This window comes from Palleronia pelagia (assembly GCF_900110115.1).
Taxonomy (GTDB): domain Bacteria; phylum Pseudomonadota; class Alphaproteobacteria; order Rhodobacterales; family Rhodobacteraceae; genus Palleronia; species Palleronia pelagia.
Window position 1 is genome coordinate 208,116 of sequence record NZ_FOCM01000001.1, and the last position, 25,393, is coordinate 233,508.

At 68.7% G+C, this 25,393-nt stretch carries 26 protein-coding genes; 10 read left to right on the forward strand and 16 right to left on the reverse strand.

Annotated features, from left to right (window positions below):
* Positions 1-15: 15 nt before the first annotated feature.
* Positions 16-798, reverse strand: a complete 783-nt coding sequence (locus tag BMX96_RS01025; RefSeq protein WP_091843287.1) for a 5-oxoprolinase subunit PxpA — start codon at positions 796-798, stop codon at positions 16-18.
* A gap of 217 nt (positions 799-1,015) precedes the next feature.
* Between BMX96_RS01025 and BMX96_RS01030 the strand changes: the two genes are divergently transcribed.
* From BMX96_RS01030 to BMX96_RS01045, 4 genes are all read left to right on the forward strand, one after another.
* Entirely contained in the window at positions 1,016-1,918 is a 903-nt protein-coding gene (locus tag BMX96_RS01030; protein ID WP_091843290.1) for a LysR family transcriptional regulator, read from the forward strand.
* A gap of 222 nt (positions 1,919-2,140) precedes the next feature.
* Complete coding sequence (locus tag BMX96_RS01035; RefSeq protein WP_091843292.1) at positions 2,141-4,246, forward strand: calcium-binding protein; 2,106 nt, start codon at positions 2,141-2,143, stop codon at positions 4,244-4,246.
* The gene (locus BMX96_RS01040; RefSeq protein WP_091843295.1) at positions 4,243-4,482 is read left to right on the forward strand and encodes a hypothetical protein; all 240 of its coding nucleotides are present in this window, start codon (positions 4,243-4,245) and stop codon (positions 4,480-4,482) included. Before BMX96_RS01035 ends, BMX96_RS01040 begins: the two co-directional genes overlap by 4 nt.
* Positions 4,483-4,574: 92 nt before the next feature.
* Positions 4,575-4,874 (forward strand): hypothetical protein, encoded by a 300-nt coding sequence (locus BMX96_RS01045; protein WP_091843297.1) that lies wholly within the window; start codon positions 4,575-4,577, stop codon positions 4,872-4,874.
* Positions 4,875-4,990: 116 nt separating this feature from the next.
* Here BMX96_RS01045 and BMX96_RS01050 read toward each other — a convergent pair whose 3' ends face one another.
* Together BMX96_RS01050 and BMX96_RS01055 are read right to left on the reverse strand one after the other, a co-directional pair.
* A complete protein-coding gene (locus BMX96_RS01050; protein ID WP_091843300.1) occupies positions 4,991-5,422 on the reverse strand; it encodes a universal stress protein in 432 nt (143 codons plus the stop codon).
* A 79-nt stretch (positions 5,423-5,501) separates the two neighbouring features.
* Positions 5,502-6,656, reverse strand: a complete 1,155-nt coding sequence (locus BMX96_RS01055; protein ID WP_091843303.1) for a lytic murein transglycosylase — start codon at positions 6,654-6,656, stop codon at positions 5,502-5,504.
* Between the two features lie 135 nt (positions 6,657-6,791).
* On the opposite strand from BMX96_RS01055, the gene BMX96_RS01060 reads away from it, so the two are divergent.
* Positions 6,792-7,406: an exopolysaccharide biosynthesis protein gene (locus BMX96_RS01060; protein WP_236736912.1), complete on the forward strand. Its 615-nt coding sequence runs from the start codon at positions 6,792-6,794 to the stop codon at positions 7,404-7,406.
* Positions 7,407-7,457: 51 nt separating this feature from the next.
* Positions 7,458-8,099, forward strand: coding sequence for a ParA family partition ATPase (gene parA / locus BMX96_RS01065; RefSeq protein ID WP_091843305.1), 642 nt, complete (start codon positions 7,458-7,460; stop codon positions 8,097-8,099).
* A 58-nt stretch (positions 8,100-8,157) separates the two neighbouring features.
* Here parA and BMX96_RS01070 read toward each other — a convergent pair whose 3' ends face one another.
* Positions 8,158-8,364 carry a cold-shock protein gene (locus BMX96_RS01070; RefSeq protein ID WP_073128641.1) on the reverse strand — a complete coding sequence of 69 codons (207 nt, stop codon included), beginning with the start codon at positions 8,362-8,364 and terminating at the stop codon, positions 8,158-8,160.
* Positions 8,365-8,715: 351 nt separating this feature from the next.
* Between BMX96_RS01070 and BMX96_RS20035 the strand changes: the two genes are divergently transcribed.
* Positions 8,716-8,841, forward strand: coding sequence for a hypothetical protein (locus tag BMX96_RS20035; protein WP_269085872.1), 126 nt, complete (start codon positions 8,716-8,718; stop codon positions 8,839-8,841).
* 529 nt (positions 8,842-9,370) lie between these two features.
* On the opposite strand, the gene ettA is transcribed toward BMX96_RS20035, so the two are convergent.
* Complete coding sequence (ettA, locus tag BMX96_RS01075) at positions 9,371-11,026, reverse strand: energy-dependent translational throttle protein EttA (protein ID WP_091843308.1); 1,656 nt, start codon at positions 11,024-11,026, stop codon at positions 9,371-9,373.
* A gap of 155 nt (positions 11,027-11,181) precedes the next feature.
* On the opposite strand from ettA, the gene BMX96_RS01080 reads away from it, so the two are divergent.
* Positions 11,182-11,637 (forward strand): BLUF domain-containing protein, encoded by a 456-nt coding sequence (locus tag BMX96_RS01080; protein WP_269085875.1) that lies wholly within the window; start codon positions 11,182-11,184, stop codon positions 11,635-11,637.
* Here BMX96_RS01080 and BMX96_RS01085 read toward each other — a convergent pair.
* The 6 genes from BMX96_RS01085 to BMX96_RS01110 all read right to left on the reverse strand — a co-directional run bounded on the left by BMX96_RS01085 (position 11,585) and on the right by BMX96_RS01110 (position 18,279).
* Positions 11,585-12,619: a succinylglutamate desuccinylase/aspartoacylase family protein gene (locus BMX96_RS01085; protein ID WP_073128644.1), complete on the reverse strand. Its 1,035-nt coding sequence runs from the start codon at positions 12,617-12,619 to the stop codon at positions 11,585-11,587. The genes BMX96_RS01080 and BMX96_RS01085 overlap by 53 nt on opposite strands.
* 91 nt (positions 12,620-12,710) lie before the next feature.
* Positions 12,711-13,616 (reverse strand): 30S ribosomal protein S6--L-glutamate ligase, encoded by a 906-nt coding sequence (gene rimK / locus BMX96_RS01090; RefSeq protein ID WP_073128645.1) that lies wholly within the window; start codon positions 13,614-13,616, stop codon positions 12,711-12,713.
* A 76-nt stretch (positions 13,617-13,692) separates the two neighbouring features.
* Positions 13,693-15,516, reverse strand: coding sequence for a gamma-glutamyltransferase (gene ggt / locus BMX96_RS01095; protein WP_091843313.1), 1,824 nt, complete (start codon positions 15,514-15,516; stop codon positions 13,693-13,695).
* 285 nt (positions 15,517-15,801) lie between these two features.
* Positions 15,802-16,353, reverse strand: coding sequence for an inorganic diphosphatase (locus BMX96_RS01100; protein WP_091843316.1), 552 nt, complete (start codon positions 16,351-16,353; stop codon positions 15,802-15,804).
* A gap of 33 nt (positions 16,354-16,386) precedes the next feature.
* On the reverse strand, positions 16,387-17,223 hold the full coding sequence (locus BMX96_RS01105; protein WP_091843318.1) for an MBL fold metallo-hydrolase: 837 nt from the start codon (positions 17,221-17,223) through the stop codon (positions 16,387-16,389).
* A gap of 99 nt (positions 17,224-17,322) precedes the next feature.
* Entirely contained in the window at positions 17,323-18,279 is a 957-nt protein-coding gene (locus tag BMX96_RS01110; protein WP_139209907.1) for an MBL fold metallo-hydrolase, read from the reverse strand.
* 81 nt (positions 18,280-18,360) lie between these two features.
* Between BMX96_RS01110 and BMX96_RS01115 the strand changes: the two genes are divergently transcribed.
* Positions 18,361-18,843 carry an MOSC domain-containing protein gene (locus BMX96_RS01115; protein WP_091843323.1) on the forward strand — a complete coding sequence of 161 codons (483 nt, stop codon included), beginning with the start codon at positions 18,361-18,363 and terminating at the stop codon, positions 18,841-18,843.
* A gap of 15 nt (positions 18,844-18,858) precedes the next feature.
* Here BMX96_RS01115 and BMX96_RS01120 read toward each other — a convergent pair whose 3' ends face one another.
* The 4 genes from BMX96_RS01120 to trpS all read right to left on the reverse strand — a co-directional run bounded on the left by BMX96_RS01120 (position 18,859) and on the right by trpS (position 22,891).
* Positions 18,859-19,728 carry a branched-chain amino acid aminotransferase gene (locus BMX96_RS01120; RefSeq protein ID WP_091843326.1) on the reverse strand — a complete coding sequence of 290 codons (870 nt, stop codon included), beginning with the start codon at positions 19,726-19,728 and terminating at the stop codon, positions 18,859-18,861.
* A 72-nt stretch (positions 19,729-19,800) separates the two neighbouring features.
* Positions 19,801-20,286 (reverse strand): VOC family protein, encoded by a 486-nt coding sequence (locus BMX96_RS01125; RefSeq protein ID WP_091843328.1) that lies wholly within the window; start codon positions 20,284-20,286, stop codon positions 19,801-19,803.
* A gap of 235 nt (positions 20,287-20,521) precedes the next feature.
* Positions 20,522-21,619 (reverse strand): PAS domain-containing protein, encoded by a 1,098-nt coding sequence (locus BMX96_RS01130; protein ID WP_091843331.1) that lies wholly within the window; start codon positions 21,617-21,619, stop codon positions 20,522-20,524.
* Between the two features lie 252 nt (positions 21,620-21,871).
* Positions 21,872-22,891, reverse strand: a complete 1,020-nt coding sequence (gene trpS / locus BMX96_RS01135; protein ID WP_073128654.1) for a tryptophan--tRNA ligase — start codon at positions 22,889-22,891, stop codon at positions 21,872-21,874.
* Positions 22,892-22,969: 78 nt separating this feature from the next.
* Between trpS and BMX96_RS01140 the strand changes: the two genes are divergently transcribed.
* A complete protein-coding gene (locus tag BMX96_RS01140) occupies positions 22,970-23,653 on the forward strand; it encodes a rhomboid family intramembrane serine protease (protein WP_091843333.1) in 684 nt (227 codons plus the stop codon).
* A gap of 126 nt (positions 23,654-23,779) precedes the next feature.
* Here the strand turns inward: BMX96_RS01140 and murJ are convergent, their stop codons facing one another.
* On the reverse strand, positions 23,780-25,324 hold the full coding sequence (gene murJ, locus BMX96_RS01145; protein ID WP_091843336.1) for a murein biosynthesis integral membrane protein MurJ: 1,545 nt from the start codon (positions 25,322-25,324) through the stop codon (positions 23,780-23,782).
* Positions 25,325-25,393: the final 69 nt, after the last annotated feature.

The window sequence follows — 25,393 nt, forward strand, 5'->3', positions numbered from 1 at the left end:
TGTGTTCGTTTGGTCTCAGCCGGCCCGTTCGAGGACCGTGGCGGCCGGAGCGATCCGGATGCCGTTTTCGGTGAGGGTCTTGCGGATCGTGGCGCCGAGTTCGACGGCGCCGGGCGTGTCCGAGTGGAAGCAGATCGACTCGAACTCGATCTCGACGGTGTTGCCGGTATCGGTCTCGACCGTCCCCTCCTTGCAGGCTCGCAGGCATTTCTGGGCGATCTGGTCGGGATCCATCCGCCCGACCTTGCGGGTGAACACGATCGAACCGTCGTCCGCGTATCCACGGTCGGCGTAGAATTCGCGCACGACCGGCAGGCCCAGCCGCTTGGCCACGGCAAAGGTCTTGGACATGCCCATGCAGAACAGGATCGTGTCGCCGCCGGTCTTCAGCAGCGTCTCGACCATGTGGACCGACAGCTCTTCGTTGCGGGCCGCTTCCATGTAAAGCGCGCCATGCGGCTTCACGTGCTGGAGCGAGACGCCGTGTCGGCGACCGAATTCGCGGATGGCGCCGACCTGGTAGACGATGTCGTTCACCAGCTCGTCGGTGGCCATGTCCATGTAGCGCCGGCCGAAGCCCTGCAGATCGCGGTAGGCCGGGTGCGCGCCCAGCCCGACGCCGTGGCTCTTGGCCAGCGACACCACGCGGTCCATCTTGTTGGGATCCCCGGCATGGAAGCCGGTGGCGACGTTTGCCGAGGTGATGATCTCCATCAAGGCTTCGGCGGGCGCCTCGCTCAGCTCCCAGGGACCGAAGTCCTCGCCCATGTCGCAATTCAGGTCGACCGTATCCCGCATGTTCGCTCCCGCTGTTGTTCCGCAAAGCGTCGGAGCAAGTTGACGAACAGTAAAGTTCAAAGACTTGAAGGTGCATCATCGGCAAATCCGATAATGAAACAGGCGGCAGGCCCAGGCTGTACGTTGTCTGGTCAGTGTTTGAACGATATCGCTGGCCCTCGTGTTTGGATTTTCGTCAAATGCGATAATCGGATTATCGAATTTCATGGGGGTTGGGATGGATGTTCGTCAGCTGAAGTACTTCGTGGCCACGGCCGAGTCGGGACAGGTCAGCCGGGCCGCGACCCAGCTGTCGATCTCGCAGTCGTCGGTCACCACCGCGATCCGCAGCCTCGAGACCGAACTGAACGCCCAGCTGTTTCACCGGGTGCGCGGAGGGATGGAGCTGAGCGATCCGGGCCGCGAATTGCTGGCGTCTGCGCGGTCGATCCTGCGCAAGATCGAAGAGGCGAAGCGCGTCTCGCAGCGGCCGACCGAGATCGCGGGCACCATCTCCGTCGCCGCGACCTATACGGTGATGGGATATTTCCTGCCCGGCCACCTGGACCGGCTGGCCCAACTGTTTCCCAAGCTCGACATCCGCCTGAGCGAGCTGACCCGCGAAAGCATCGAGGAGGGGCTGCTGTCGAACCGGTTCGACCTGGCGGTCCTGCTGACCTCGAACCTGTCGAACCCCGATATCGAGTCCGAGACCCTGTTCCGGTCCGAGCGGCGGCTGTGGATCTCGAACGACCATCCCCTCTATCGCCAGGGACGCGCCACCTTCGAGGAGATCGCCAAGGAAGATTTCATCATGCTGACGGTGGACGAGGCCGCCAGCACGTCGATGAAATACTGGGGCCTTTCGGGCCATACGCCCAGGATCAAGCTTCGCACGTCATCGACCGAGGCCGTACGCTCGCTGGTGGCGAACGGGCGAGGCGTGACGATCCTGTCGGACATGGTATATCGCCCCTGGTCGCTGGAAGGGCGCCGGATCAGCACCCTGTCCACCGATTTCATGGTCCCGTCGATGGATGTGGGGCTGGCCTGGCGCAAGGGGCAGTCCATGTCGCCCGAGGCGCAGGTGCTCTACGAGTATTTCCGCCAGATATACCTCCAGCCGCGCGGATCCCAGTAGCGGACAGCCGGCACGGGTGGTCCCGTGCCGCGCGACCGCCGCACCGGGGAGAAGGAAGTCGCACCGGGCGCAGCGATTCCGCACTCCGCTTCGGCGAACTTCGGGCGGCCGGGCGGGCCATCCGTCCGGTGGATCAGCGCGGGACCCGGCCGCGCGCCACCTTGACAGCTTTGCCGTCCCCGTGACCATCTGGAGAAAATCCCTTTTCTCAGAGGCATTTTCATGACCCTCCCGATTTTTTTCGACCCGATCGCGCCGTCGCGCGAGACCCCCGGCCACCGGACCGCGACCATCCTGCCCGACGGGCGGGTGGCGCTGCTGTGGTCCGAGGCGATCGATCCAGGCAACCGCGACGATGACCGGCTGATGCTGCAGCTTGACGCCGCGGGGGATCCGCCGCCCACGCCGGTGACGCTGGATACCGGCGACCTGCTCTATTCCGACGCCGTGATCGCCGCGCTTCCCGACGGGCGGCTGGTTGCCAGCTGGCGGGCCTATGACCGGGTTGCGGGGGTCGAGGACGACCGGGTCGTCGTCCAGGTGCTGGACGCAAACGGCGCGGCGCAGGGCCAACCGACGTCGTTCGACCGGCCCGACGGCTATAACTCCACCCCGCTTCTGGTGGCCGATGGCGCGGGCTTCGCGCTGATCTGGGAGGACCAGTCCTACGATGCCGCCACCGGCAGCTTCCGCGACGTTGTGATCCGCCGGCTGGCCTTCGATGCGCAGGGCGCCCCCGCGGGCCCGGCGACCGAGATCGCGCGCCTGGCCCCCGAAGATTCGGCGCGCATCGCCGAGATGGTGACATTGGCGAACGGAGATCTGGCCGTGATCTGGACCACCACCACCCAGGACGCGGTGGTAGGGGGCTATGATCAGGTCCAGGCCGACACGGTATTCGCCCGGGTCTTCACCCAGGGCGGCGCGGCGGTGTCGGACGTGATCGCGCTGAGCGCGCCCGACGCCACGTCCTTTGCCCGCGCGCAGTTGGTGGCGCTCGAGGGCGGCGGTTTCGCGGCGCTGTGGCAGGAAGGGTTCAGCTTTCAGGTCGGGCAGAGCGTCGCCGCACGCGTTTTCGACCCAGACGGACAGCCCTCGGGGCCCGTGCAGCGTTTCGGCACCACCGAATACGGCCTCATCGACGCGGTTGCCCTGCCGGGCGGCCGGGTGGTCGTCGCCATGGACGACCGCACCTACGATTTCGGAGATGACGGTGCCGGGACGACTTTCAACGTGGCCTTGCGCGAGCTGGGGCCCGACATGCTGCCCTTCGGCCCGGCCGAGCGGGTGCTGCGCGACGTGGGCAGTCCGGGCGATATCTCGCTGTTTGCAGACGGGGACTCTCGCCTTGCGATTTCCTGGGAAGAGGACAACGGCCCTTACGTGGGGCAGAGCCGGCTCGACCTCATCGACGCCACCGCCTTCGTGCGGCTGGGCGACGGCGACGACAGCGCCGCCATGGACGGCAGCGAGGCTGGGCTTGGCGCGGGCGCGGGCGACGACACGATCACCGGCTCGGGGCAGGGCGACGCGATCCTGGGCGAGGCGGGCGACGACAGCCTGTCGGGCGGTGCTGGCGATGATGGCCTCGCCGGCGGCGCAGGCGCCGACACGCTTCAGGGCGAGGACGGCGACGACATCCTGCGAGGGGAGGACGGGCACGACAGGCTGCTGGGCGCCGAGGGGGCGGACACCCTGTCGGGCGGCGACGGGCGCGATGTGCTGAACGGCGGAATGGGCGACGACCTGATCTTCGGCTGGCAGCCCGATGGGCAACTCCGGGGCGCCTATCTCGACCTCAGTGACACGATCCTCGGCATGGAGGGCCGTGACACCATCGACGCGGGCGCGGGCAATGACCGTATCTGGGCAGGCACCGAGGATGATTTCGTCTTCGGCGGCACAGGGGCCGACCTGATTGTGGGGCAGGCGGGCGCCGACACGCTTCTGGGGGGCGCCGGGGCTGACCAGATCTTCGGCGGGTCGGGCGACGATCTCATCGACGGCGGGCAGGGCTTCGACCGGATTGCGGGCGGCGAAGGCGCGGACACGTTCTATCACGTCTCCCGCTTCTCGGGCGGATCCGACTGGATACAGGACTACGACGCGGCCGCGGGCGATCTGCTGGCGACCGACCGCGACGGCGCGCTGGCCGAATGGTATCAGGTGAACCTGGCGGCCACGCCGGGGGCCGGTGCGGCGGACGTGGCCGAAGCCTTCGTCATCTTCCGGCCCACAGGCCAGATCGTCTGGGCCCTGGTCGATGGCGCGGGGCAGGATGCCATCAATCTGGATCTTGGCGGAGCGGTGATCGACCTGCTGATGTGAGCCGGAACGCCGTCGCCACCGCGCGCATGAAGACGCGGCCCGATGGCGACGTCGCCGTGACCCGGACCACCTCGGACATCGCCTTCGTTCGCATTTTCGCCCGGGATGGCGATCGGTTGGCCGTGACGCTGGACGTCCTGCTTCCGGGCACGCCGATCGCGCAAGATGCATCGAGGCGCGCTGTCGCCTGTCACCTCGTGCTCTCAGCCGCAGCGTCCAACGCCACGCGATCCTGAAGGGGCCTGCTTTCCGACCCGGCCCGCGCACCTTGCCGCAACGATCGACCGTAGGGCGTGAGAGCGGTTCGATTTGGGAAGCAACGACCTCCATGCTCGAAATTCTTGGCACGCCCGACGATGACAACGGGTCCGACGCCCCTGCACTGACCGGAACCGGCGATGCCGACGTCATCAACGGATTTACCGGCGACGACCTGATCGAAGGCCTTGGCGACAGCGCGACGGCGGACTGGTTCCAGCTGAACGTGACGCATACCGCGGGCGCCGGAGCGGATGGCGTCGACGAAGCCTTCGTTGTCTATCGGCCCACCGGTCAGATCCTGTGGGTCCTGGTCGACGGGGACACGGTGCCATCAGTCCAAGTATCGGCGGTCGAATGTTCGACTTGACGACCTGGGGGACGATGCCCCCGTAGCGAGCCGGGTCCGAGTGCCCGGCACCCAATTCCCCAGCCAGGTGGCTCGGGGCCCGGAAGGGCGGGCCGTCTGGATCGAGTGTTGGCTGTTCAGCCCACGGCCATGACCGGGACCTTCGCGACCCCGATCAGCTTGTGCGACAGGCTGCCCATGAGCAGGCCGGTGAGCGTGCCCATGCCGCGCCGCCCGACCACGATCAGGTCGGCGCCCAGCTTGTCGGCATGGGCAAGGATCGCGTCGGCGGGGCGGCCGTTCAGAACATCCGGCTCGACATCGCAGCCGCGCGCGGCCGCTGCGGTCTTCGCACGATCGACCACTTCCTTGGTGTGGCGCTCCAACTCTTCGGTGTTGACCGGGATCTCGACCGCGCCGGCCCCCACGGCCAGCGCCGTGGTTTCCGGTTCGGGCACGAAGGCCACATGAAGCGTCGCGTCCTGGGATTTGGCCAGGTTGGCGGCGACTGTCAGCGCGTGTTCGGCAGGGTCGGAGCCGTCGAAGGGGACGAGGATCTTCTTGAACATTTGGATCTCCTTGTCGTGTGTGGCGCCTTGTTAACCGGTGTCGCCGGGCCCCTCCTTGATCGAGGTCAAGTGGCTGGGGTCAGCCTCCCAGCGATCGCAGCAGCGCCACCGAAGGATCACCGGTGGCAGCCTGTCCACGGCTGCGCTGGTACTCGGCGATGGCGGCGCGGCTGTTGGGGCCGAGGACGCCGTCGGCCCCGCCGGTGTCATATCCGAAACGCGTCAGTCGACGCTGCAGGTCCACGCGCATGTCCTTCGTCAGGCCATAGCGGTCGGGCGGGAACGCGCCCTGGATCGCCGGGCCGCCCGCGATCCGGTCCGACAGGTGGCCCACCCCGATCGCGTAGCTGTCGGAGTTGTTGTAGCGCTTGATCGCGTCGAAATTTCCCGTGACGCGGAAGCTGGGGCCGCCCGGCTGGGGCGTGATGACCCGCCCGCCCGAGGGCGCCGAGACGCCCACTTCGCCGCCCCAGGGCACCCCGCGCTGCCAGCCCGACCGCGAGAGATACGCGGCGGTCGAGGCCAGCGCGTCGGTTGGATCCTCGCCCCAGATGTCACGGCGTCCGTCGGCGGTGAAATCCACCGCGTAGGCCTGGTAGGACGTGGGGATGAACTGCGTGTGCCCCATGGCGCCGGCCCAGCTGCCCACCATGCGGTCGGGCGTGGTATCGCCGTTCTGGACGATCCTCAGGGCGGCGATCAGCTGCCGCTCGAAGAACGCGCCGCGCCGCCCGTCATAGGCCAGCGTCGAGGTCGACGACACGATCGGGATATTGCCCCGGCGCGACCCGTAGTTCGACTCCAGCCCCCAGACCGCCGCGACCACCTGCGCCGGCACGCCGTAGCGCGCCTCGATCGCGTTCAGCGTGCCGCGATACTGGGCGAACTTCGCGCGGCCCGTGGCGACCTTCTCGTCCGAGGCGGCGATGGCCAGGTAGTCTTCCAGCGTCCGCGTGAACTCGGTCTGGTTGCGGTCGCGGTCGATGACGCCCGGCAGGAAGCCCGCACCCTGGAAACTGCGCGACACGACGCCCGAATCGATCCCGGCGGCCACGGCACGGCCGCGGAACGCGTCGACCCAGGCCGACCAGCCGGGATTGGGCTGAGGCCGCATCTCGGGCGGCAGGCCCGCGCGCCCGACGGGGACGCCCGCGCCACCGGCGCCGCCGACCTGGCAGGCCGACAGGCCCAGGGCCGCCGCACCTAAGGAAAAGGTTCTGCGTGAAATCTGCATGTGAAGGGTCCGCTCGCTTGGTTTTTTGCCAGTCTAGCAAGGCCGTGCTAAACGTCGAGGGCAAGCACGCGACACTCGGCCGGGAACCGCGTGCGGGGCGGGGAACCGAGCCGCCTTGGCCCGTGTTCGGAGCAGATGACGGGACAAAACGACATGGCCGACGGGGGACATTACGTCCGTGACATTCTCGACCAGCTGGACGAGCTGAGCGGTCGCGACAAGATCTCGGTCGGCGACGTGGTCGAGGCGTTCGGCCCCACGGCCTTCCTGCCGCTGCTGCTGGTGCCCGCGCTGCTGGTCACCTCGCCGCTCAGCGGCATTCCGCTGTTTTCCAGCCTGTGCGGCATCACCATCGGCCTGATCTCGTCGCAGCTGTTCATCCAGCGCCAGTCGCTGTGGCTGCCCGGTTTCCTGTGGAAGCGCACGGTTCGCGGCCAGCGCCTGCACGAGGGGATCGTGAAAAGCCGGTCGCTGGCCGACTGGGTCGACCGGCACCTGGGCGACCGGCTGCACGCCTTCACCTCGGCGCCCGGACGGGCCATGGCCTACCTCGCCTGCATGGTCGCGGGTTTTGCCATGCCGTTTCTGGAACTGGTGCCGTTCTCGTCCTCGCTGCTGGGCCTGTCGGTGGTGTTCATCGTCACGGGTCTGCTGGCGGTGGACGGGCTGTTCGTGCTGCTGGGCTACTGCATCATCGCGCTGGCCTCGATGATCCCGGTTTTCGTGTTCACGGGCCTGCTCTCGGCTTGACTCTGCGGCAAATGGCGTGTCGCCTGCTGCCGTCTATTCTGCACTGCGGCAATGACGGGGGGACGCGGTTTGGCGCATGTAATCACGGTGGCCCAGCAAAAGGGCGGGTCGGGCAAGACGACGCTGGCGGTGAACCTGGCGGTGGCGCTGGTCCGCGCGGGCCACTCGGTGGCCGTGCTCGACACCGACCCGCAGGGATCGCTGGGTCGGTGGTTCATGGCCCGGCGCGAGGCGGGGATCGAGGACCTGGATTTCGCCACGGCCAGCGCCTGGGGCGTCAGCTATGAATGCGACAAGCTGAAGAAGACCAACGATTTCGTCATCATAGACACGCCGCCCAAGGTCGATTCCGATCTGCGCCCTGCCTTGCGGGCGACCGACCTGGTTCTGGTCCCGGTGGCCACCAGCCAGGTGGATCTCTGGGCGGTGGACTCGATCCTCGACCTGGCCGAGCGCATCCGCAAACCCGCCATGGTGGTGCTGAACCGGTTCAAGTCGGGCACGCGCGTGTCGGACGAGATCGACGGCCTGCTGGGCGAGCGCGAGCTGACCCGCGCCAAGACGGTGCTGGGCAACCGCGTGGTCTATGTCGAGACGCTGGGGCAGGGGCGTGGCGTGCTGGAGCGCGGCAAGGGCGCCTGGAGCACCGAGGTCGAATCCCTGCGCGACGAGATCATCGCCGCCCTGGGCTGATCGCCAACGAAAAAAGGCGCGGGGATACCGCGCCTTCCTCCATCGTATCGGTCTTGGCTTACGCCAGGGCCAGGTTCGTCGCCGACTGGCGGCCGTCACGGCCGGTTTCCATGTCGAAGGTGACCTTCTGGTCGTCCTTCAGGCCGGTCAGGCCGGCACGCTCGACGGCGGAAATGTGGACGAAAACGTCCTTGCCGCCGGTCTCGGGCGCGATGAAGCCGAAGCCTTTGGTGGTGTTGAACCATTTCACAGTGCCGTTGGCCATGTGATGTCTCCTGTCGTTTGGTCGTCTGTTCGCGGAATTGCAACAGCGTGGCAAAAGGTGCCTTGATCGAGTTCGCTGATGCCCGCGTTGACGGGACAGGGGATCGATAGAGGTCGTCTAAGCACGTGCCTCATGACACCGGGCCTCGGGCTTTGCAAGAAAAAATCGCCGCGCACCGGGGGGCTTGCCTGGCTGCGCCGCCGAACCCCGATCAGCGGGCCGATCCGGCGGGCTGGTATCGGGTGCGGCGGATATGCGCCGACATGGGACGCGACCGCGAAACGTGATCGGGCGCGCCGGAACAGCGGCTGCAACCACCCGTTGACCCGCCAGTGAAACGGAGGAAACGTCATGTTGAAACGCCTTTTGAGATCCCTTCTCGGCGGTCGCGGCCGTCGCCGCACCGTGCAGCGTCGCCGCGACCCGAAGGTGGCCGCGGCCAAGACGGTGGCCCGCGAAGCCAGCCGCAAACTGTAAGCGAAAGGCCGCGCCGATGGGCGCGGCCTTTCCCGTATCCGGGGCCGGTCCAGGGCCCTGCATTTTCTCGCGCAGATTGCCGTTGCGGCACCGCCCCCGGCGATCCTGCGATCGGGAATTCCCAAGTCATTCCACGTGCCGAGGGGCCGCAAGCGCCACCCCGGAAATTTACGTTGCGGCAAGCCGCCGCAGCGCAGCATATTTCCTGCGCGGGATGGACCCAACGTGATATGTTGACCGTTAGACGAGGTATCGCGCAAAAGCCCGGTGCCGTCTCATTTCCCCACCCAAGGCCGTCTTTCCCGCGGCCATTGTCAGAAAGCCAAGATGACCGACAAGAAGATCTCTTCCAAACCCGTGGTGCTGGGCCAGACGCCGGTATCGGACAAGGATCCGAACCGCTTCGACACGGCCCCCAGCACCGTGAAGCCCAAGGTCTGAGCCTCCGGTTCGGCTGAAACGAAAACGCCCGCGCCATCCCGGCGCGGGCGTTTCTGGTTCCGGTCGGGGCCCAAAGACGGCCCGCCGCCTACCGCGCGAATTTCTTGAACTTCACGCGCTTGGGCTCGAGCGAATCCACGCCCAGCCGCTTCTTCTTGTCTTCCTCGTAATCCTCGAAGTTGCCCTGGAACCACTCCACGTGGCCCTCGCCCTCGAAGGCCAGGATGTGGGTGCAGAGCCGGTCGAGGAAGAAGCGGTCGTGGCTGATGATGACGGCGCAGCCCGCGAAATCCTCCAGCGCGTCTTCCAGCGCGCGCAGGGTCTCGACGTCCAGGTCGTTGGTCGGCTCGTCGAGCAGCAGAACGTTGCCGCCGGATTTCAGCAGCTTGGCCATGTGCACGCGGTTGCGCTCGCCGCCCGACAGGCTGCCGACCTTCTTCTGCTGGTCGCCGCCCTTGAAATTGAACGCCCCGCAATAGGCGCGCGAATTCATCTGCGCGTCGCCCAGGTCAATGATCTCGCCGCCGCCCGAGATCTCCTCCCAGACGGTGGCGTTGGGGTCGAGCGCGTCGCGCGACTGATCCACATAGGCCAGGTCCACGGTGTCGCCGAACTCGATGCTGCCCTCGTCGGGCTGTTCCTGCCCGGTCAACATCCGGAACAGCGTGGTCTTGCCCGCGCCGTTGGGGCCGATCACGCCCACGATGCCGCCCGGCGGCAGCGAGAAGCTCAGATCCTCGATCAGAAGCTTGTCGCCCATGCCCTTCTTCAGGTTCTCGACCTCGATCACCTTGCCGCCCAGCCGCTCGCCGTTGGGGATGATGATCTGCGCCTTGCCCAGACGCTCGCGCTCGGACTGGTTGGCCATTTCCTCGTAGGCGCTGATCCGGGCCTTCGATTTCGCCTGCCGCGCCTTCTGGCCCTGGCGCATCCATTCCAGCTCGCGCTGAAGGGTCTTCTGCTTGGACTTGTCCTCGCGCGCTTCCTGCTCCAGCCGCTTGGCCTTCTGTTCCAGCCACGAGGAATAGTTGCCCTCGTAGGGGATGCCGCGGCCGCGGTCGAGCTCGAGGATCCAGCCGGTGATGTCGTCCAGGAAATACCGGTCGTGGGTGACGATCAGGATGGTGCCCTTGTACTCGATCAGGTGGTTCTGCAGCCAGGCGATGGTCTCGGCGTCCAGGTGGTTGGTCGGCTCGTCCAGCAGCAGCATGTCGGGCTGTTCCAGCAGCAGCCGGCACAGCGCCACGCGGCGCGCCTCGCCGCCCGACAGGGTCGCGGGATCGGCATCGTCGGGGGGGCAGCGCAGCGCCTCCATGCTGATGTCGATCTGCGCGTCGAGATCCCACAGGTTCTGCGCGTCGATCTCGTCCTGGAGCTTGGCCATCTCCTCGGCCGTCTCGTCGGAATAGTTCATCGCCAGCTCGTTGTAGCGTTCGAGCACGGCCTGCTTTTCCTTCACGCCCAGCATGACGTTCTCGCGCACCGTCAGCGACGGGTCGAGCTGCGGCTCCTGCGGAAGGTAGCCGACCCTGGCGCCCTCGGCCGCCCAGGCCTCGCCGGTGAAATCCTTGTCCATCCCGGCCATGATCTTCAGCAGGGTGGACTTACCGGCGCCGTTCACGCCGACGACGCCGATCTTCACGCCGGGCAGGAAGTTCAGGCGAATGTTCTCGAACAGCTTCTTGCCGCCGGGGATCGTCTTGGACACGCCGTCCATGTGGTAGACGAATTGATAGGCTGCCATGGGGCCTCCGCAATGCATGCATGGGAATGTTGCGCGGGGGTGTAGGCGATATCGCGCCCGGCTGGAAGGGGGCGCGGAACGCCTTAAGTTGACGCAACGGGAATTACGTCACGCCGAAGGAGGCCGATCCGATCGACGGGGATCTGCGATACCTGATCTACCGCTCGCGCGCCTTGTTCGCGCAGGGCAGCGCCACGGCGCACGACATGGCGCGGGGTGCCCGCCGCCGCAACGCCCGGCACGGCCTCACGGGCTATCTTCACATCGAAGGGACGACGATCGTCCAGTATCTCGAAGGACCCGTTGCGCCGCTGGCCCGGCTCTTCGGCAATATCGCCCGCGACCCGCTGCATACGGACCTGTCGCTTCTGGCCAACGGCATCCTGCCGGGCCGCCGGTTCTCGGGCTGGGCCATGGCCTTCTCGGGGGGCGGGCCGGTGTCGTTCGCGGCCACCCGTGCGGATCAGGATGACTGGGATATCGACCGGGCCAGTGTCGATGCATTGCTCGATTTCATGCTGCTCTGCGTGCCGGGCCTTCCCGCGGACGACCCTGCGCCTACAGGATTTCATCCTCGTCGAACATCGGATCGGCCTCGATCTCGGCCGTGAGCCGGGCCATGCGCGCCTCGGGGTCGGCCTTGACGGGCGCCAGGTGGTAGACCGCGTCGCCCTCGTTCACCACGGGCATTGTGGCGCGGCCCAGCACGATGGCGGCGGTGTCGGCCTCGATCTCGATCTCGTGCTCGCCGAACGGGTCCGACACGACGGCCAGCAGGGTTCCGGGCTCGACCCCTTCGCCCACCTCCTTGAACATCCGCAGAAGGCCGCCCGCCGGCGCGCGCAGCCAGTGCGAGCTGGCGCAGGCCAGCGACGGCGCCCGTCGACGGCCCAGCCCCTTGGAGCCGATCATGCCCATCCGGTGCATCACCCGCAGGATGCCCGACGCCCCCACGCGCGCCGCGAATTCGTCGAAGCGCAGCGCCTCGCCCGCCTCGTACAGCAGGATGTCGCAGCCCTCGGCGCGGGCGGCGGCGCGCAGGCTGCCTTCGCGCAGCTTGGCGCGCACGATCACCGGTGCGCCGAAGGCCTCGGCCCGGGCCAGCGTCTCGTCCGACGAGGCCGAGACGCGGATCTGCGGCATGTTGGTGCGGTGGATCGCGGCCGAATGCAGGTCGATCCCGAAATCGCTGCGCGCCACCACCTCGGTCATGAAGAGATGCGCGAGCCGCGCGGCCAGCGACCCGGTCTCGAACCCCGGGAAGGACCGGTTCAGGTCGCGCCGGTCGGGCATGTAGCGCGAGTTGTTGAGAAACCCGAAGGTGTTGACGATGGGCACCACCAGAAGCGTGCCGGCCAGGCTGCCCAGTTGCGGCTGGCGCAGCAGCCGGCGCGCGATCTCGACCCCGATCACCTCGTCCCCGTGCACGGCCGCGCTGACGAACAGGGTGGGGCCGGGGCGGCGGCCATGGACCACGTGCACCGACATGGTGACCGGCGTGTGGTCCGACAGGCGGCTGACCGGCAGGTCCACCGTGCGCGACGTGCCCGGTGCGACCTCGGTATCACCGATCCGGAAGGGCTCACGGGGCATGGGGCATCTCCTGCGCTCGGGCGCGATTTTCGCAGCAAAATCGACACCCTACAGGTGCCGAATTTCCGCGCGCCTCACAAGCGCCGTGCGATCATCCCTTGCCCCGGGTGGCCGTCTTGCCCGGTTTCGCGGTCTTTTGGAGGAAATCGATGATCTGTCCGGCAATGTCGATGCCGGTGGCCTTTTCCACGCCCTCGAGCCCCGGCGAGGAATTCACTTCCATCACCACCGGGCCGTGATTAGCGCGCAGCATGTCCACGCCGCAGACGTTCAGCCCCATGGCCTTCGCCGCGCGCACCGCCGTGGCGCGCTCCTCGGGGGTCAGCTTCACGACCTCGGCCCTTCCGCCGCGATGCAGGTTCGACCGGAATTCGCCCTCGGCGCCCGTGCGCTTCATGGCCGCCACCACGCGGCCCCCGACGACCAGCGCCCGGATGTCGGTGCCGCCCGCTTCCTTGATGAACTCTTGCACCAGGATGTTCACGTTGGCGCCCCGGAACGCTTCGATCACCGATTTCGCGCTGCGGTCGGTATCGGCCAGCACGACGCCGATGCCCTGCGTGCCTTCCAGCAGCTTGATGACCGTGGGCGCGCCGCCCGCGACCCGCAGGACCTCCTCGGTCTGGCGCGGGTCATGGGCGAAGGTCGTCACGGGCAGGCCGATCCCGTCGCGCGCCATCAGCTGCATCGCGCGCAGCTTATCGCGCGACCGCCCGATGGCCACGGACTCGTTCAGAGGCCAGGTGCCCATGACCTCGAACTGTCGCAGCACGGCCAAACCGTAGAAGGTGATCGACGCGCCGATGCGGGGGATCACGGCGTCGAATTTCGGAAGCTCGGCGCCGTTGTAATAGATCGTGGGCCGGCGCGACGCGATGTTCATGTAGCAGCCCAGCGTCTTGATGATGGTAAGCTCGTGGCCACGCGCCTCGGCGGCCTCCTTCAGCCGCCTGTGGGAATAGAGCTCGGCGTTCTGTGCCATCATGGCGATCTGCATGGGTGGGCCTTTCGAAAGGAAACGGGACGGCGCGCCCGCCCGGGCGCGCCGCGACATGTGCTCGCGGATCTCCGGCTTACTTGCCCAGGGCGATCCCCTCGCGGCGCGGATCGGCGCCGCCCAGCAGGCCGTCCCCGGTGATGCGGATGGCGTGCAGCCCCGAGGTCAGGTCGCGGATATTGGTCTCGTACCCGATCTCCTGCAGCGCGCCCTCCATCGCCTCGGCCGCGGTGCCCGCCTCGATGTCGAAGGTCCCGAAGCGGTTCACCAGGTGCGGGGCGACCAGCGCCTGCTGCACGTTCATGCCCCAGTCCACGTGGTTGATGATCGCCTGCGCGACGTAGCCGATGATGCGCGACCCGCCGGGCGAGCCGACGACCAGCATCGGCGCGCCGTCCTGCATGACGATGGTGGGCGCCATAGACGACCGTGGCCGCTTGCCCGGCTCCACCCGGTTGGCGATGGGATAGCCGTTCTCGTGGGTCGAGAAGCTGAAATCGGTCAGCTCGTTGTTCAGAAGGAACCCGCCCGGCGTGAACAGCCGCGAGCCGAAGCCGTTCTCGATGGTCGTCGTCATGCTCAGCGCGTTGCCGTCGGCATCGACGATCGAGATATGCGAGGTCGAAGGGAGCTCGATCGCGTCGTCGTCGCCCCAAAGCTGCGCGTGCGACCACTCGGGCGCGCCGGGCGAGACCTCGTCCAGCGCCTCGGACCCGCCCAGCTGCGCCGCGCGGCCGGTCAGGTAGTCGGGACCCAGCAGACCCTCGGTAGGCATGGGCACGAAATCGCTGTCGGCCATGTAGCGGCCCCGGTCCGCAAAGGCGAGCCGCGAGGCATCGCCGATCAGCCGCCAGGCCTGCGGGTCGTCCGCCGCCATTCCGGGCAGATCGTACTGGTCGAGCATCCCCAGGATCTGTCCCACGGTCAGACCGCCCGAGCTGGGCGGCCCCATGCCGCAGACCTCCAGCCCCCGGTAGGGGCCGCAGACGGCGGGCCGTTCGACCACGTCGTAGATCGCCAGGTCGGTCATCGACAGGGTGCCGGGGTTCGACGCGGCCTCGGTCACGGTGGCGACGATCCCTTCGGCGATCTCGCCGGTATAGAACGCGTCGGCCCCGCCCTCGGCGATGGCGCGCAGGGTGGCGGCGTAGGCAGGGTTGCTCAGCGTGTCGCCCTCGGCGATGGGCTCGCCGCCGGGGTAGAAATAGTCCTGCGTCGCCTGGAACGTGCCCAGCCGGTCCGTGTCACCGGCGACGAGGCTCGCCAGCCGCGGCGACACGGTGAACCCATCCTCGGCCAGCGCGATGGCCTCGGCGAACAGGTCCGCCCAGGCCGCGCGGCCCCACATCTCGTGCGCGCGCTCCATCAGGCGCGGGGTGCCGGGGGTGCCCACCGACCGGCCGCCCACGACCGCGTCCCAGAATCCCATGGTCTCGCCCGCGTCGTCCTGGAACAGGGTCGGCGAGACCGACAGCGGCGCCGTCTCGCGCCCGTCCAGCGTGGTCAGCGTGCCCGACGCGGCGTCGTAGTAGACAAGGAACGCCCCGCCGCCGAGGCCCGAGCTCTGCGGCTCGACCAGGCCCAGGACGGTCTGCACGGCGATCATGGCATCGGCGGCGCTGCCGCCCGCCTCCAGGATCGCGGCGCCGGCCTCGACCGCCAGCGGGTTGGCGGCGGCCACCATCCAGTTCTGGGCCTCGACCGGGCGTCCCGCTTCCTTGGCGTCCATGGCATCGCGCGCCAGCGGCGCCAGCGGGGTGGCCGAAACCTCGGGACCCGATGCGCCACTGCCGTCGGCGCTGGCGGCCTCGGGGTCGACCGCGTCGGCCGCCTGCTGGGCGTGAAGCGGGGCGGCGAGCGCCATGAGGGTGGCGACGGTCAGGCTCAGGGGACGGCGCATGGGGATCTCCTCCGGAAAGATGGGCGGCGTCCTGTTGAGTGTGGCGCAAATCCGGTCCGCGGCAAGGCGCAGCACGGCCGTCGCACGGGCCCGACAGGCACCCACATGGGAATTTCAGGACCAGTGATGGAAGGGCCGGGCGCACGGTCCCGCGCGCCGGGCGTCAGGACCGGATCCGCACGCAATGAACGCCACGGCCCCGGTCTCGCGCGGCCCCCGCATCACTGGTCCGGAAATACTCGATGGTGCGACGCCGTGGGCCCGCGACCGGGCGGTGTGACGCGCCTAGGGATCCGGCACGTCCGGGTCGCGGCGGGCGGCGTTCTCGGCCTCTTCCAGCATCCTCATGGCCTCGTCGCGCTCGCCGCGGCCGACCACGTTGAAGGGCCGGTCGATCATGTCGTTGTAGCTGCGGAAGAACAGCTCCATGTCCCAGGCGAAGCCCTCGCGCATGTCCGACAGCGTCTGAACGTGGGCAAACATCCGCGACAGGTTGGCCACGGCCACGACGCGGTCGTTGCGCGCCATGCTGCCGTCCTCGTCGTTCTCCATCTTCAGGATGCCGATCAGCCGCGCTTCGATCAGCGCACCGGCCGGCACCTCGCCATCGGTCACCAGCACGATGTCCAGCGCGTCGCCGTCGGGCGCCTTGGTGTTCGGCACGTAGCCGAAGCTGAACGGGAAGGTCTGGCCCTCGGGCAGCTCCAGCGCGATGCGGAAGAGCCCGCTGGCATCCACGTCGTACTTGTGGCGCGAGCCCTTCGGGGTCTCGACGAAGACGTTGACGGCCTCGCCTTCGGTGCGGGACGTCACGTGGTCGAGCGCTTGCAGGAACATGGGGGAAACCTTTCCGAGGGGCGGGGCGCCCGCTCAGCTGTCGTGGCTGTAGTAGGCGGGGATCATGCGAAAGCCCTCGGTGGCCCGCTCGATCACGCCCGCGCCGGGGAAGGTGATGTGGCTGCCCAGGATCGGGGTGGCGTCCGCCGACACGCGGTCGAGCATCGCCTTGCGGGTCTCGCGCGCCGCGTCGATATCCACGTCGAAGCCGGTGCCGATCTCGGGATTGGCCAGCTGCACCGGCGCCACGTGGACGATGTCGGTCAGCAGCAGCATGGTCGCGTCGCCCGACATGATCTCGAGCCCCGAATGTCCCGGCGTGTGACCGGGCAGGTGCAGCGCGCGCAGGCCGGGGGCGATGTCGTCGGCGTCGCTATAGGTCTCCAGCCGGTCGCCATAGGCCGACAGCAGCGCGCGGGTGCTGTCCTGGGCGTTGGCGTCATCGGTGAAATGGGCGTGATCGTCGCCGTGGATGCGCAGCGCGGCGTTGCCGAAGGCCGCGCCGCCGTCGCCGTCCATCAGCCCGGCGATGTGGTCGGCATGCATGTGGGTAACGTAGACCGTGTCGATATCCCCGGGCGCGAAGCCGGCGGCCTTCAGGTTCGACATCACGCGCCCCGTCTCGGGGCCCATATTGCCCGCCACGCCGCCATCGACCAGCACCAGCCTGTCGCCCGTCCGGATCACGAAGGCGTTCAGCCCCGACCGCCAGGCGGCCGGGTCGGCGTGGTGCATGTGCAGCAGCCGCGCGTATTCGGGTGCGTCGATACCCTTCAGGTGATCGAGGCCCAAGGGCAGGGGCCCGTCGCTGAGCGCTGTGACGGTGATGTCGCCCACGTGCAGGCGCTGGGCATCGGGAAGGCGGGTCATCGGGGACTCCTCGTTGGCACGGTCTCATCGCGTCCCGGAAAGAACACAGGAAGGCAACGCGGAGCGCCCGGGCGATGGTTCCGCCCGGGCGCGTGGCCGTCAGGCCGGGTAGGGATAGCGCGCGTCGATCATGGCGTAGCCTTCGCCCGCCTGCATGATGTGGCCCAGGCCGGGGAAGTTGATGTGGCTGCCCGCGATCAACATCCGGTCGGCCACCACGCGGTCGAGGATGTCCGCCCGCGTCGCCGCCGCCTGGTCGGGGTCCACGTCGAAGCCGATGGTCACCTCGGGGTGGCGCAGCTGCACCGGCGCCACGTGCAGAATGTCGGCCCAGATCAGCAGGCTGTCGTCGCCCGAGCTGATGGCGAACCCCGTGTGCCCGGGCGTATGGCCGGGAAGCGGCATGGCAGTGATGCCGGGCGCGACCTCGCCCTCGCCCGAGAACGGGCGCAGCCGGTCGCCGTAGACGTCCAGCACGCTGCGCGCGAGGTTGAAGAACATCGCGTTGCTCTCGCCCGCCTGCTGCATGATCGCGTCGTCGGTCCAGAAGGCGCGCTCGGCCTCGTGGAACGCCAGCTCGGCATTGGGGAAGATCGCGCTGCCGCCATCGACCGCCCCGCCCACGTGGTCGGGGTGCAGGTGGCTGGCCAGGATCATGGTGATGTCCTCGGGCGCCGTGCCGGTGGCCTCGAGATTGCCCATCAGCCGGCCCAGGTCCGGGCCCATGGCGCCGCCGGTGCCGGCGTCCACCAGCATCTTGGTGTCGCCCGCCTCGATCAGGAAGGCGTTGACCGCGGCGCGGAACGCGTCGGGCTCGATGAACTGGTCGGTCATGGCCTGGGCATAGCCCTCGGCATCAATGCCCTGCAGCGCCTCGGGCCCGATCCTCAGCGCGCCGTCCGACAGCGCGGTGACGGCCATGTCGCCGATGGTGAAGCGCTGGGCGGCGGGCAGGACGGGCGCGGCGGAATGCGCGGCGGCGCGCGCGGCGCGGGGCAGGAAGGGCAGGGCGGTCGCGGCGGCGGCGCTGCCCATCAGGTGACGGCGGGTGATCATGGTATCCTCCTTGCGGGACATGCTGTACCGAACAAGCCGGACATAGCGCGCCGCGGCGCAAATCAATCGGAAGGGGCAGTCATGACCGACCTTGCGGCGATGATGGCGCGCCACGCGCGGGCAGGCCGGGTGGACTGGATCGGCCTGCGCCCGGCCCGCCGCGCGGGGGTGCAGCCGGTCGACCGGGCCGAGATCGCCGAAGATGGGCTGGGCGGCGACCACGGCCGCCCGGGCAAGCGGGCGGTGACACTGCTCCAGGCCGAGCATCTTGCGGTGATCGCCGCGCTGCTGGGCCGGGACGACCTGCCGCCCGAGATCCTGCGCCGCAATATCGTGGTCTCGGGGATCAACCTGCTGGCGCTGCGGCACGCCGAGATCGCGCTGGGCGGCGCGCGGCTGCGGGTCGAGGGGCCGTGCCCGCCCTGTTCGCGGATGGAGGAATACCTCGGCCCCGGCGGCTACTCGGCGGTGCGCGGCCATGGCGGGGTCTACGCCAGCGTCGTCGCGCCGGGCCCGGTCGCGCCGGGCGATGCGGTCACGCGCGTCGAGACGTCCGCCGATTGAGCCCGCGGGCCCGTTTCAGGCTGCGCCGTCCGCGCTTGCGGCCCAGTCCCAGTACATCTCGCGCACCCGCTTGGTGACCGGCCCCACCTGGTAGTGGCGGTCGTCGAAGGCCGTGACCGCCTGCACCTTTGACATGTTGCCCGACAGAAAGACCTCGTCCGCGTCGCGCACGTCGTCGAAGCTCAGGACCGTCTCGACCACCGGCGTGCCGTCGGCCGCGAGGTTCGCCATGTGCCGTGCGCGGGTGATGCCCGCCAGGAAGGTGCCGTTGGCGATGGGGGTCATTACCGTGCCATCCTTGACGATGAACACGTTCGCCGTGGCGCTTTCGGCAACGTTGCCCATGGCGTCGGCGGCCAGGGCGTTGCCGAAGCCCTTCGCCTGCGCCTCGCGCAGCATCCGGGCGTTGTTGGGATAGAGGCAGCCCGCCTTGGCGTTCACCACCGCCGATTCCAGCACCGGGCGGCGGAACTGCGTGGTGGTGAGCGTCGTGGTCGCCTCGGCGGTGAAGGGGATCGCCTCGAGGCAGACGGCGAAGCCCGTGGTCTCGGCGGCGGGGGCAATGGCGCCCGGCCCGCCATCTATGCCCCAGTACATGGGCCGGATGTAGACGGCCGCGTCTTCGGGATAGGGGCCCAGCCCCTCGTGGATCAGCGCGACCATGTCGTCGGTGGCCACTGTGGGGGTCAGCATCAGCGCCCGGGCCGAGCGGTTCACCCGCTCGCAATGGGCGCGCAGGTCGGGGGTCAGACCATTGACCGCCCGCGCGCCGTCGAAGACCGACGAGCCCAGCCAAGCGCCGTGATCGGCCGCGCGCATGACGGGCACGTCGCCGTCATGCCATGCGCCGTTGAAATAGGTCCGGATGTCGGTGCCGACTGCCATGCGCGTGTCCCCTCGTGTCCGGCCCGTTCGTAGCCGCAGCCGGCCCCCGGGGACAAGGCCTGTCGCCCCCGCTCAGCCGGCGTCGGCCAACAGCGCGTCCAGGTCCAGCCGCCGGGTCACCATGGCCAGCCCGCCCTCGGCGTCGCGCGGCCATTCGTCCTGCGGGCGGTCCCAGTAGATCTCGACCCCGTTGCCGTCCGGGTCGTCGAGATACAGCGCCTCGCTCACCCCGTGGTCCGACGCGCCGGTCAGGGGCCAGCCCGCCTCCTGCAACCGGCGCAGGATCGTCCCCAGCGCCGCGCGGTTGGGCAGCAGCAGGGCCACGTGGAACAGGCCGGTGTGGCCCGGCGGGGGCGGAGTGGCGCCCGCGCTCTGCCAGGTGTTCAGGGCGATATGGTGGTGGTAGCCGTCCACACTCAGGAACACCGCGCCGTCACCGTAGCGCTGGGTCTCCTCGAAGCCGAGGATGTCCCGCCAGAAGGCAAGGCTGCGGTCGAGATCGGCCACCTTCAGGTGTACGTGTCCGATGCGGGTGGCGGCGGGAAGGGTCGTGGTCATGGGTGGCTCCTGTGGATGCGCCAACCAGGATAAGCGCCCCGGCCTTCTGTGCACAGGTCCACGGATGCAGGGTAAGCGCGCGTACGCGCACAGATGCCGTCCCGAATGCTCCATCCGTGCGGCTGGCCGCGTAAGTTCCCTGCGCACGCGCCGCTGGACCGTTTCCGCGCTGAAGGCGCCCCTTGTTGCCCGGAAGACCGGGCGGCACCGGCGCGGCGCGCCTGCCCGCCGGACATCAGCCCTGCGGCACCTCCAGGTCCACCGTGACCACCGTCCCGCGCAGACCGTTGGAGACGTCGATCTTTGCGCCCATCGAGTCCACCAGCGTCAAGACCAGGTTGCCCCCCATGCCCGACGCGCGCTTGGTGCCCTGGGCGACCACCGCGCCGCCATTGGTCGCGTCCGGGCGGGACTCGGTGGGGGCGGCCGGGGGCGCGGGCCAGTCACTGCCCTCGGGCATGCCCACGCCATCATCCTCCACCACCAGCCGCGCACGGCCCCCAGACTGCCGTTGGAACCGCACGTTGATGACGCCTTCGCGCCCGTCGGGGAAGGCATGCTCCAGCGCGTTGGTCAGGAACTCGGTCACCAAGAGGCCCAGCCGTGCCGCCTGGTCGACGGGCAGGGTCATTTCCTCGCATTGCACGTTCATGCGGATCGACGGGCGGCCGTCCAGCGCGCCCAGCGTGTTGACCACGCGGCTCATGTAGGCGCCCGCCGGCACGCTCTTGGTGTCGCCGTTTCCCACGCCCACGGGCGACAATTCCTCGTAGAGCATGGCAAGGCTCTGCACCCGGTGGCTCAGCGCCTCGAAGGTCTCGCGGCTGACCTCTTGCCGGGCCTGCATCCGGATCATGCCGACGATCATCGACAGGTGGTTCTTCACGCGGTGCTGCAATTCGCGCAGCATCACATCCTGCGCATCCACCGGATCGGTGAGCGGCGTGTCCGCGTCGATCTGTTTCTGGATGCCGATGAAAGCCTCGATCTCGCCGTCGGGATCGTGGACCGGCGCGATCATCAGGTGGTTGCGGAAGGCCGAGCCATCCGCCCGGTAATTGGTCAGTTCCAGGCTCAGGTCCTCGCCCGCGGCGATTGCCGCCCGCAGGCGCGCCACGTCGGCCGGGTCGGTCTCGGGGCCCTGCAGGAACCGGCAGTTCCGCCCGATCGCGTAGTCGCGGGAATAGTAGGTCTCGCGCTCGAAGGTGCGGTTGACGAAGACGATGGGGTTGTCGGGCAGACGCGGGTTGGTCACGACCATCGATACAGGCAGGCGAGACACGGCGTTGTGCAGCTCTTCCTGTCGCCTTTTGTCCGGATCTTCGGTGCGCATCACTCATGCTCCTCGGGCCACCCGTTCAATCGAACGGTCGACCCAATTGATTTCATCCTTCTCCACAAGCTGGACTAGTAGATGGGTCGGACGCGCGGATTTCAATGATGGCGCGCGGACGGCCGGCGCTCCATGCGGCGCCGCCCGTAAGATCCCAGCTTGATAGAAAAGGGAAACTCGGACGTCTGGGGCATCGCGTCAAGCCGGAACGCTGCCCCTGCCGGCGCCGCCTCTCCAAATCGCGACGCCCGCTCAGCGCACCATGCCGACGATTCGGTAGGTCTCGTCCAGGATCGGCGCGGCGATGGCGCGGGCACGCTCGGCCCCGCGGGCGAGGATCCGGTCGATCTCGGCCTGGTCCTGCATCAGGCGCGCCATCTCGTCGGTGATGGGCGCCAGCTTGGCGACCGCGAGATCGGCCAGAGCGGGCTTGAAGGTGCCGAACTGCGCGCCCCCATATTCCGCCATGACCTCGTCCACGTTGCGGTCCGACAGGGCCGCGCAGATGTTCACCAGGTTGCGCGCCTCGGGCCGCTCGGCCAGTCCGGCATAGTCCTCGGGCAGCGGCTCGGGGTCGGTCTTGGCCTTTCGGATCTTCTTGGCGATGGTGTCGGCATCGTCGGTCAGGTTGATGCGGCTGGCGTCGGACGGATCGCTCTTCGACATCTTCTTGGTGCCGTCGCGCAGCGACATGACGCGGGTGGCCGCGCCCTCGATCACGGGCTCGGTCAGGGGGAAGAAGTCGACGCCGTAATCGTGGTTGAACTTGGCCGCGATGTCGCGCGTCAGCTCCAGGTGTTGCTTCTGGTCCTCGCCCACGGGCACGTGGGTGGCGTGGTAGATCAGGATGTCGGCGGCCATGAGCGCAGGATAGGCGAACAGGCCCAGAGACGCGTTCTCGGCGTTCTTGCCGGCCTTGTCCTTCCACTGGGTCATGCGGCCCATCCAGCCCATGCGCGCCACGCAGTTGAAGATCCAGCCCAGCTGCGCGTGCTCGGGCACCTGGCTCTGGTTGATGAGGATCGAGCGCTCGGGGTCGATCCCGCTGGCGATGAAGCCCGCGGCCAGCTCGCGCGTGTTGCGCGCCAGGTCCGCGGGGTCCTGCCACACGGTGATCGCGTGCATGTCCACCATGCAGTAGATCGTCTCGTGCGAGCCCGCTTCCTGCATGTCGACGAAGCGGCGGATGGCGCCCAGGTAATTGCCCAGCGTCAGCCCGCCCGAGGGCTGGATGCCGGAAAAGACACGGGGGGTGAAACGCGTATCGGACATGGGGCGAGGGCCTTGCTGGATAATCGGTGCGGCCTCGCTTACCCATGGGGCCGGAACCCGTCAAGGAAACGCCGAGCGATGCACGACGACACGAACCAGAACCCGTTCAACACCCTGCCGCCGGTGGTGGTGATCCTGACCCTCGCGCTGGTGGGGATCGAGCTCGCCTTCCAGGCGGGCGCGCGCGGTTTCGGCGGCGCGGGGGCCGTGGGCTGGAGGCTCGAGGCGCTGAACGCCTTCGCCTTCCCGCCGCAGCTGTGGGACCGGATGGTCGAGACGGGCCAGTTCCCGCCGCGCGCGCTGCTGCGGCTTCTCAGCTATTCCTTCGTCCACCTGGGCTTCGTGCACATGCTGTTCGTGGTCGTGTTCCTGCTGGCGCTGGGCAAGATGGTGGGCGAGGCGTTCTCGCAATGGGCGGTGGTCGCCACGCTGGCGGTGTCGTCGGTGGCCGGTGCCGTGGTCTACGGCACGCTGCTCGATCCGCAGATCGCGCTGGTGGGCGGCTACCCGGCCGTCTACGGGCTGATCGGCGCCTATACCTTCATCCTCTGGACCGGTCTCGGCGCCATGGGCGAACAGCGCATGCGAGCCTTCACGCTGATCGCGTTCCTCATGGGAATCCAGCTGGCCTTCGGGCTGTTCTTCGGCGGCGGGCCGGAATGGGTGGCCGATCTCGCGGGCTTCTTCGCGGGCTTCGCGCTGTCCTTCGTCGTCTCGCCCGGCGGCGTGGGTCGCGTGCTGGACCGGCTGCGCCGGAGATAGCCCCCGCGCCCCTTTGCGAGGGGCGCGACATGAGTATTTGAAGACCAGTGATGCAGCAGGGCGCGGCGCCCCCCATCACTGGTCCGGAAATACTCATGTCGGTTCGGCCGAAGCGGGTGTCGCGCTTCAGCGGCGCAGCGACCGGCGGATCTGGCCCAGCGACAGCGCCCCGATCAGGTGACCGATGCCGAAATAGCTGACCGCGCCGATCGCCACCAGCGCGGCGACCCCGGCGGCGGCGTAGGGGCCGTCCAGAACCGGCGCCAGCGGCCAGAGCGACAGCCACAGGCACACTCCCATGAGCGCCGAGGCCAGCGCGATGCGGGGCAGGCGGCGCAGGAACCGGTCGTCGGGGCTGGCCGCGTCGCCCATGCCGCGCGCGCCCCGGATCAGCAGGAACGCCATGGCCCAGCCGGCCACCGTGGTCCCGATGGCCGCCGCGATGAAGCCCACCACGGGCGCCAGCCCGATGGCCACCGCCGCGTTCACGCCCAGCGACACGATGGCATAGCGCAGCGGCGTGCGCGTGTCCTCGCGCGCGTAGTAGAGCGGTTGCCACACCTTCTGCAGCACGAAGGCCGGCAGCCCGAGGCCGTAGACCGCGACGGCCAGCGCCGTGGCGCGCGCGTCGGCGGCATCGAAGGCACCGCGCTGGAACAGCACCTCGACCAGCGGGCCCGGCACCACGAGGAAGGCCACCGTGGCGGGCACCGTCAGCATCAGCGCGAACTCGGCCGCGCGGCTCAGCGCGTCGCGCCCGCCGGGCCCATCCTCGGCGCGCAGGCGGCGCGACAGCTCGGGCAGCAGCACCACGCCGATGGCGATGCCGACCACGCCCAGCGGCAGTTGGTACAGCCGGTCCGCGTAGCTGAGCCAGGCGATCGCCCCGTCGAAGAAACTCGCCACCTGGCGGCCCACCAGCAGGTTCACCTGCAGCACACCGCCCGCCAGCGCGGCGGGGGCGGCGATGACCGCCAGCCGCCGCAGCTCGGGCGTCAGGCGGGGGCGGCGCGGCACCATGGCGAAGCCCGCGCGCTTGGCCGCGATCCAGACCAGCACCAGCTGCGCCACACCGCCCAGCGGCACCGTCCAGGCCAGCGTGAGGCCCGGCGGCCAGCCCATCCGGTCGCCCAGCCACAACGCCCCCACCAGAGCCAAGTTCAGCAGGACGGGCGCCGCCGCCGCCGCGCTGAACCGCCCCAGCGAGTTCAGCACCCCCGACAGCAGCGCCGCGAGCGAGATCAGCAGGATGTAGGGAAAGCAGATCCGCCCGAAGAGGACCGCAAGCTCGAAGCGCTCGTCCGCGACGAAGCCCGACGCCATGAGGAAGACCAGCGCCGGCATGGCGACCTGCGCGATCAAGGTGAGGACGATGAGGATCGTCGCCAGCGCCGTGAACGCGTCGCGGGCGAATTCGCGCGCGCCTTCGCCCGCCTCGACCAGCTTGGCGAACATCGGCACGAACGCCATGTTCATCGCGCCCTCGGCGAAGAAGCGGCGGAACATGTTGGGCAGGGAAAAGGCCACCAGGAACGCCTCGGCCACCGGACCGGCGCCCAGGAAGGCCGCGATCATCACGTCGCGGACGAACCCCATGATGCGGCTGGCGAAGGTCCAGCCGCCCACCGTCAGGAAACTCCGTATCAGCCGTGGCGGCCCCTTGGCACTCATGTCCCTTCCTTGGCCGGGTTTGCGGGCCGGCGCAAGCCGGAGCGCGGGCGACCCGAGGCTGTCAGGCGC

Coding starts and splice junctions, on each gene's coding strand:
- BMX96_RS01045 (WP_091843297.1), top strand. CDS start 4,575: ATGCTCGAAATTCTTGGCACGCCCGACGATGACAACGGGTCCGACGCC.
- BMX96_RS01140 (WP_091843333.1), top strand. CDS start 22,970: ATGCACGACGACACGAACCAGAACCCGTTCAACACCCTGCCGCCGGTG.
- rimK (WP_073128645.1), bottom strand. CDS start 13,616: ATGCAGATCGCCATGATGGCACAGAACGCCGAGCTCTATTCCCACAGG.
- murJ (WP_091843336.1), bottom strand. CDS start 25,324: ATGAGTGCCAAGGGGCCGCCACGGCTGATACGGAGTTTCCTGACGGTG.
- BMX96_RS01025 (WP_091843287.1), bottom strand. CDS start 798: ATGCGGGATACGGTCGACCTGAATTGCGACATGGGCGAGGACTTCGGT.
- ettA (WP_091843308.1), bottom strand. CDS start 11,026: ATGGCAGCCTATCAATTCGTCTACCACATGGACGGCGTGTCCAAGACG.
- BMX96_RS01085 (WP_073128644.1), bottom strand. CDS start 12,619: ATGCCCCGTGAGCCCTTCCGGATCGGTGATACCGAGGTCGCACCGGGC.
- BMX96_RS01105 (WP_091843318.1), bottom strand. CDS start 17,223: ATGACCCGCCTTCCCGATGCCCAGCGCCTGCACGTGGGCGACATCACC.
- BMX96_RS01130 (WP_091843331.1), bottom strand. CDS start 21,619: ATGCGCACCGAAGATCCGGACAAAAGGCGACAGGAAGAGCTGCACAAC.
- BMX96_RS01125 (WP_091843328.1), bottom strand. CDS start 20,286: ATGACCACGACCCTTCCCGCCGCCACCCGCATCGGACACGTACACCTG.
- BMX96_RS01030 (WP_091843290.1), top strand. CDS start 1,016: ATGGATGTTCGTCAGCTGAAGTACTTCGTGGCCACGGCCGAGTCGGGA.
- BMX96_RS01060 (WP_236736912.1), top strand. CDS start 6,792: ATGACGGGACAAAACGACATGGCCGACGGGGGACATTACGTCCGTGAC.
- BMX96_RS01050 (WP_091843300.1), bottom strand. CDS start 5,422: ATGTTCAAGAAGATCCTCGTCCCCTTCGACGGCTCCGACCCTGCCGAA.
- parA (WP_091843305.1), top strand. CDS start 7,458: ATGACGGGGGGACGCGGTTTGGCGCATGTAATCACGGTGGCCCAGCAA.
- BMX96_RS01115 (WP_091843323.1), top strand. CDS start 18,361: ATGACCGACCTTGCGGCGATGATGGCGCGCCACGCGCGGGCAGGCCGG.
- BMX96_RS01120 (WP_091843326.1), bottom strand. CDS start 19,728: ATGGCAGTCGGCACCGACATCCGGACCTATTTCAACGGCGCATGGCAT.
- BMX96_RS01035 (WP_091843292.1), top strand. CDS start 2,141: ATGACCCTCCCGATTTTTTTCGACCCGATCGCGCCGTCGCGCGAGACC.
- ggt (WP_091843313.1), bottom strand. CDS start 15,516: ATGCGCCGTCCCCTGAGCCTGACCGTCGCCACCCTCATGGCGCTCGCC.
- BMX96_RS01070 (WP_073128641.1), bottom strand. CDS start 8,364: ATGGCCAACGGCACTGTGAAATGGTTCAACACCACCAAAGGCTTCGGC.
- BMX96_RS01100 (WP_091843316.1), bottom strand. CDS start 16,353: ATGTTCCTGCAAGCGCTCGACCACGTGACGTCCCGCACCGAAGGCGAG.
- BMX96_RS20035 (WP_269085872.1), top strand. CDS start 8,716: ATGTTGAAACGCCTTTTGAGATCCCTTCTCGGCGGTCGCGGCCGTCGC.
- trpS (WP_073128654.1), bottom strand. CDS start 22,891: ATGTCCGATACGCGTTTCACCCCCCGTGTCTTTTCCGGCATCCAGCCC.
- BMX96_RS01055 (WP_091843303.1), bottom strand. CDS start 6,656: ATGCAGATTTCACGCAGAACCTTTTCCTTAGGTGCGGCGGCCCTGGGC.
- BMX96_RS01110 (WP_139209907.1), bottom strand. CDS start 18,279: ATGATCACCCGCCGTCACCTGATGGGCAGCGCCGCCGCCGCGACCGCC.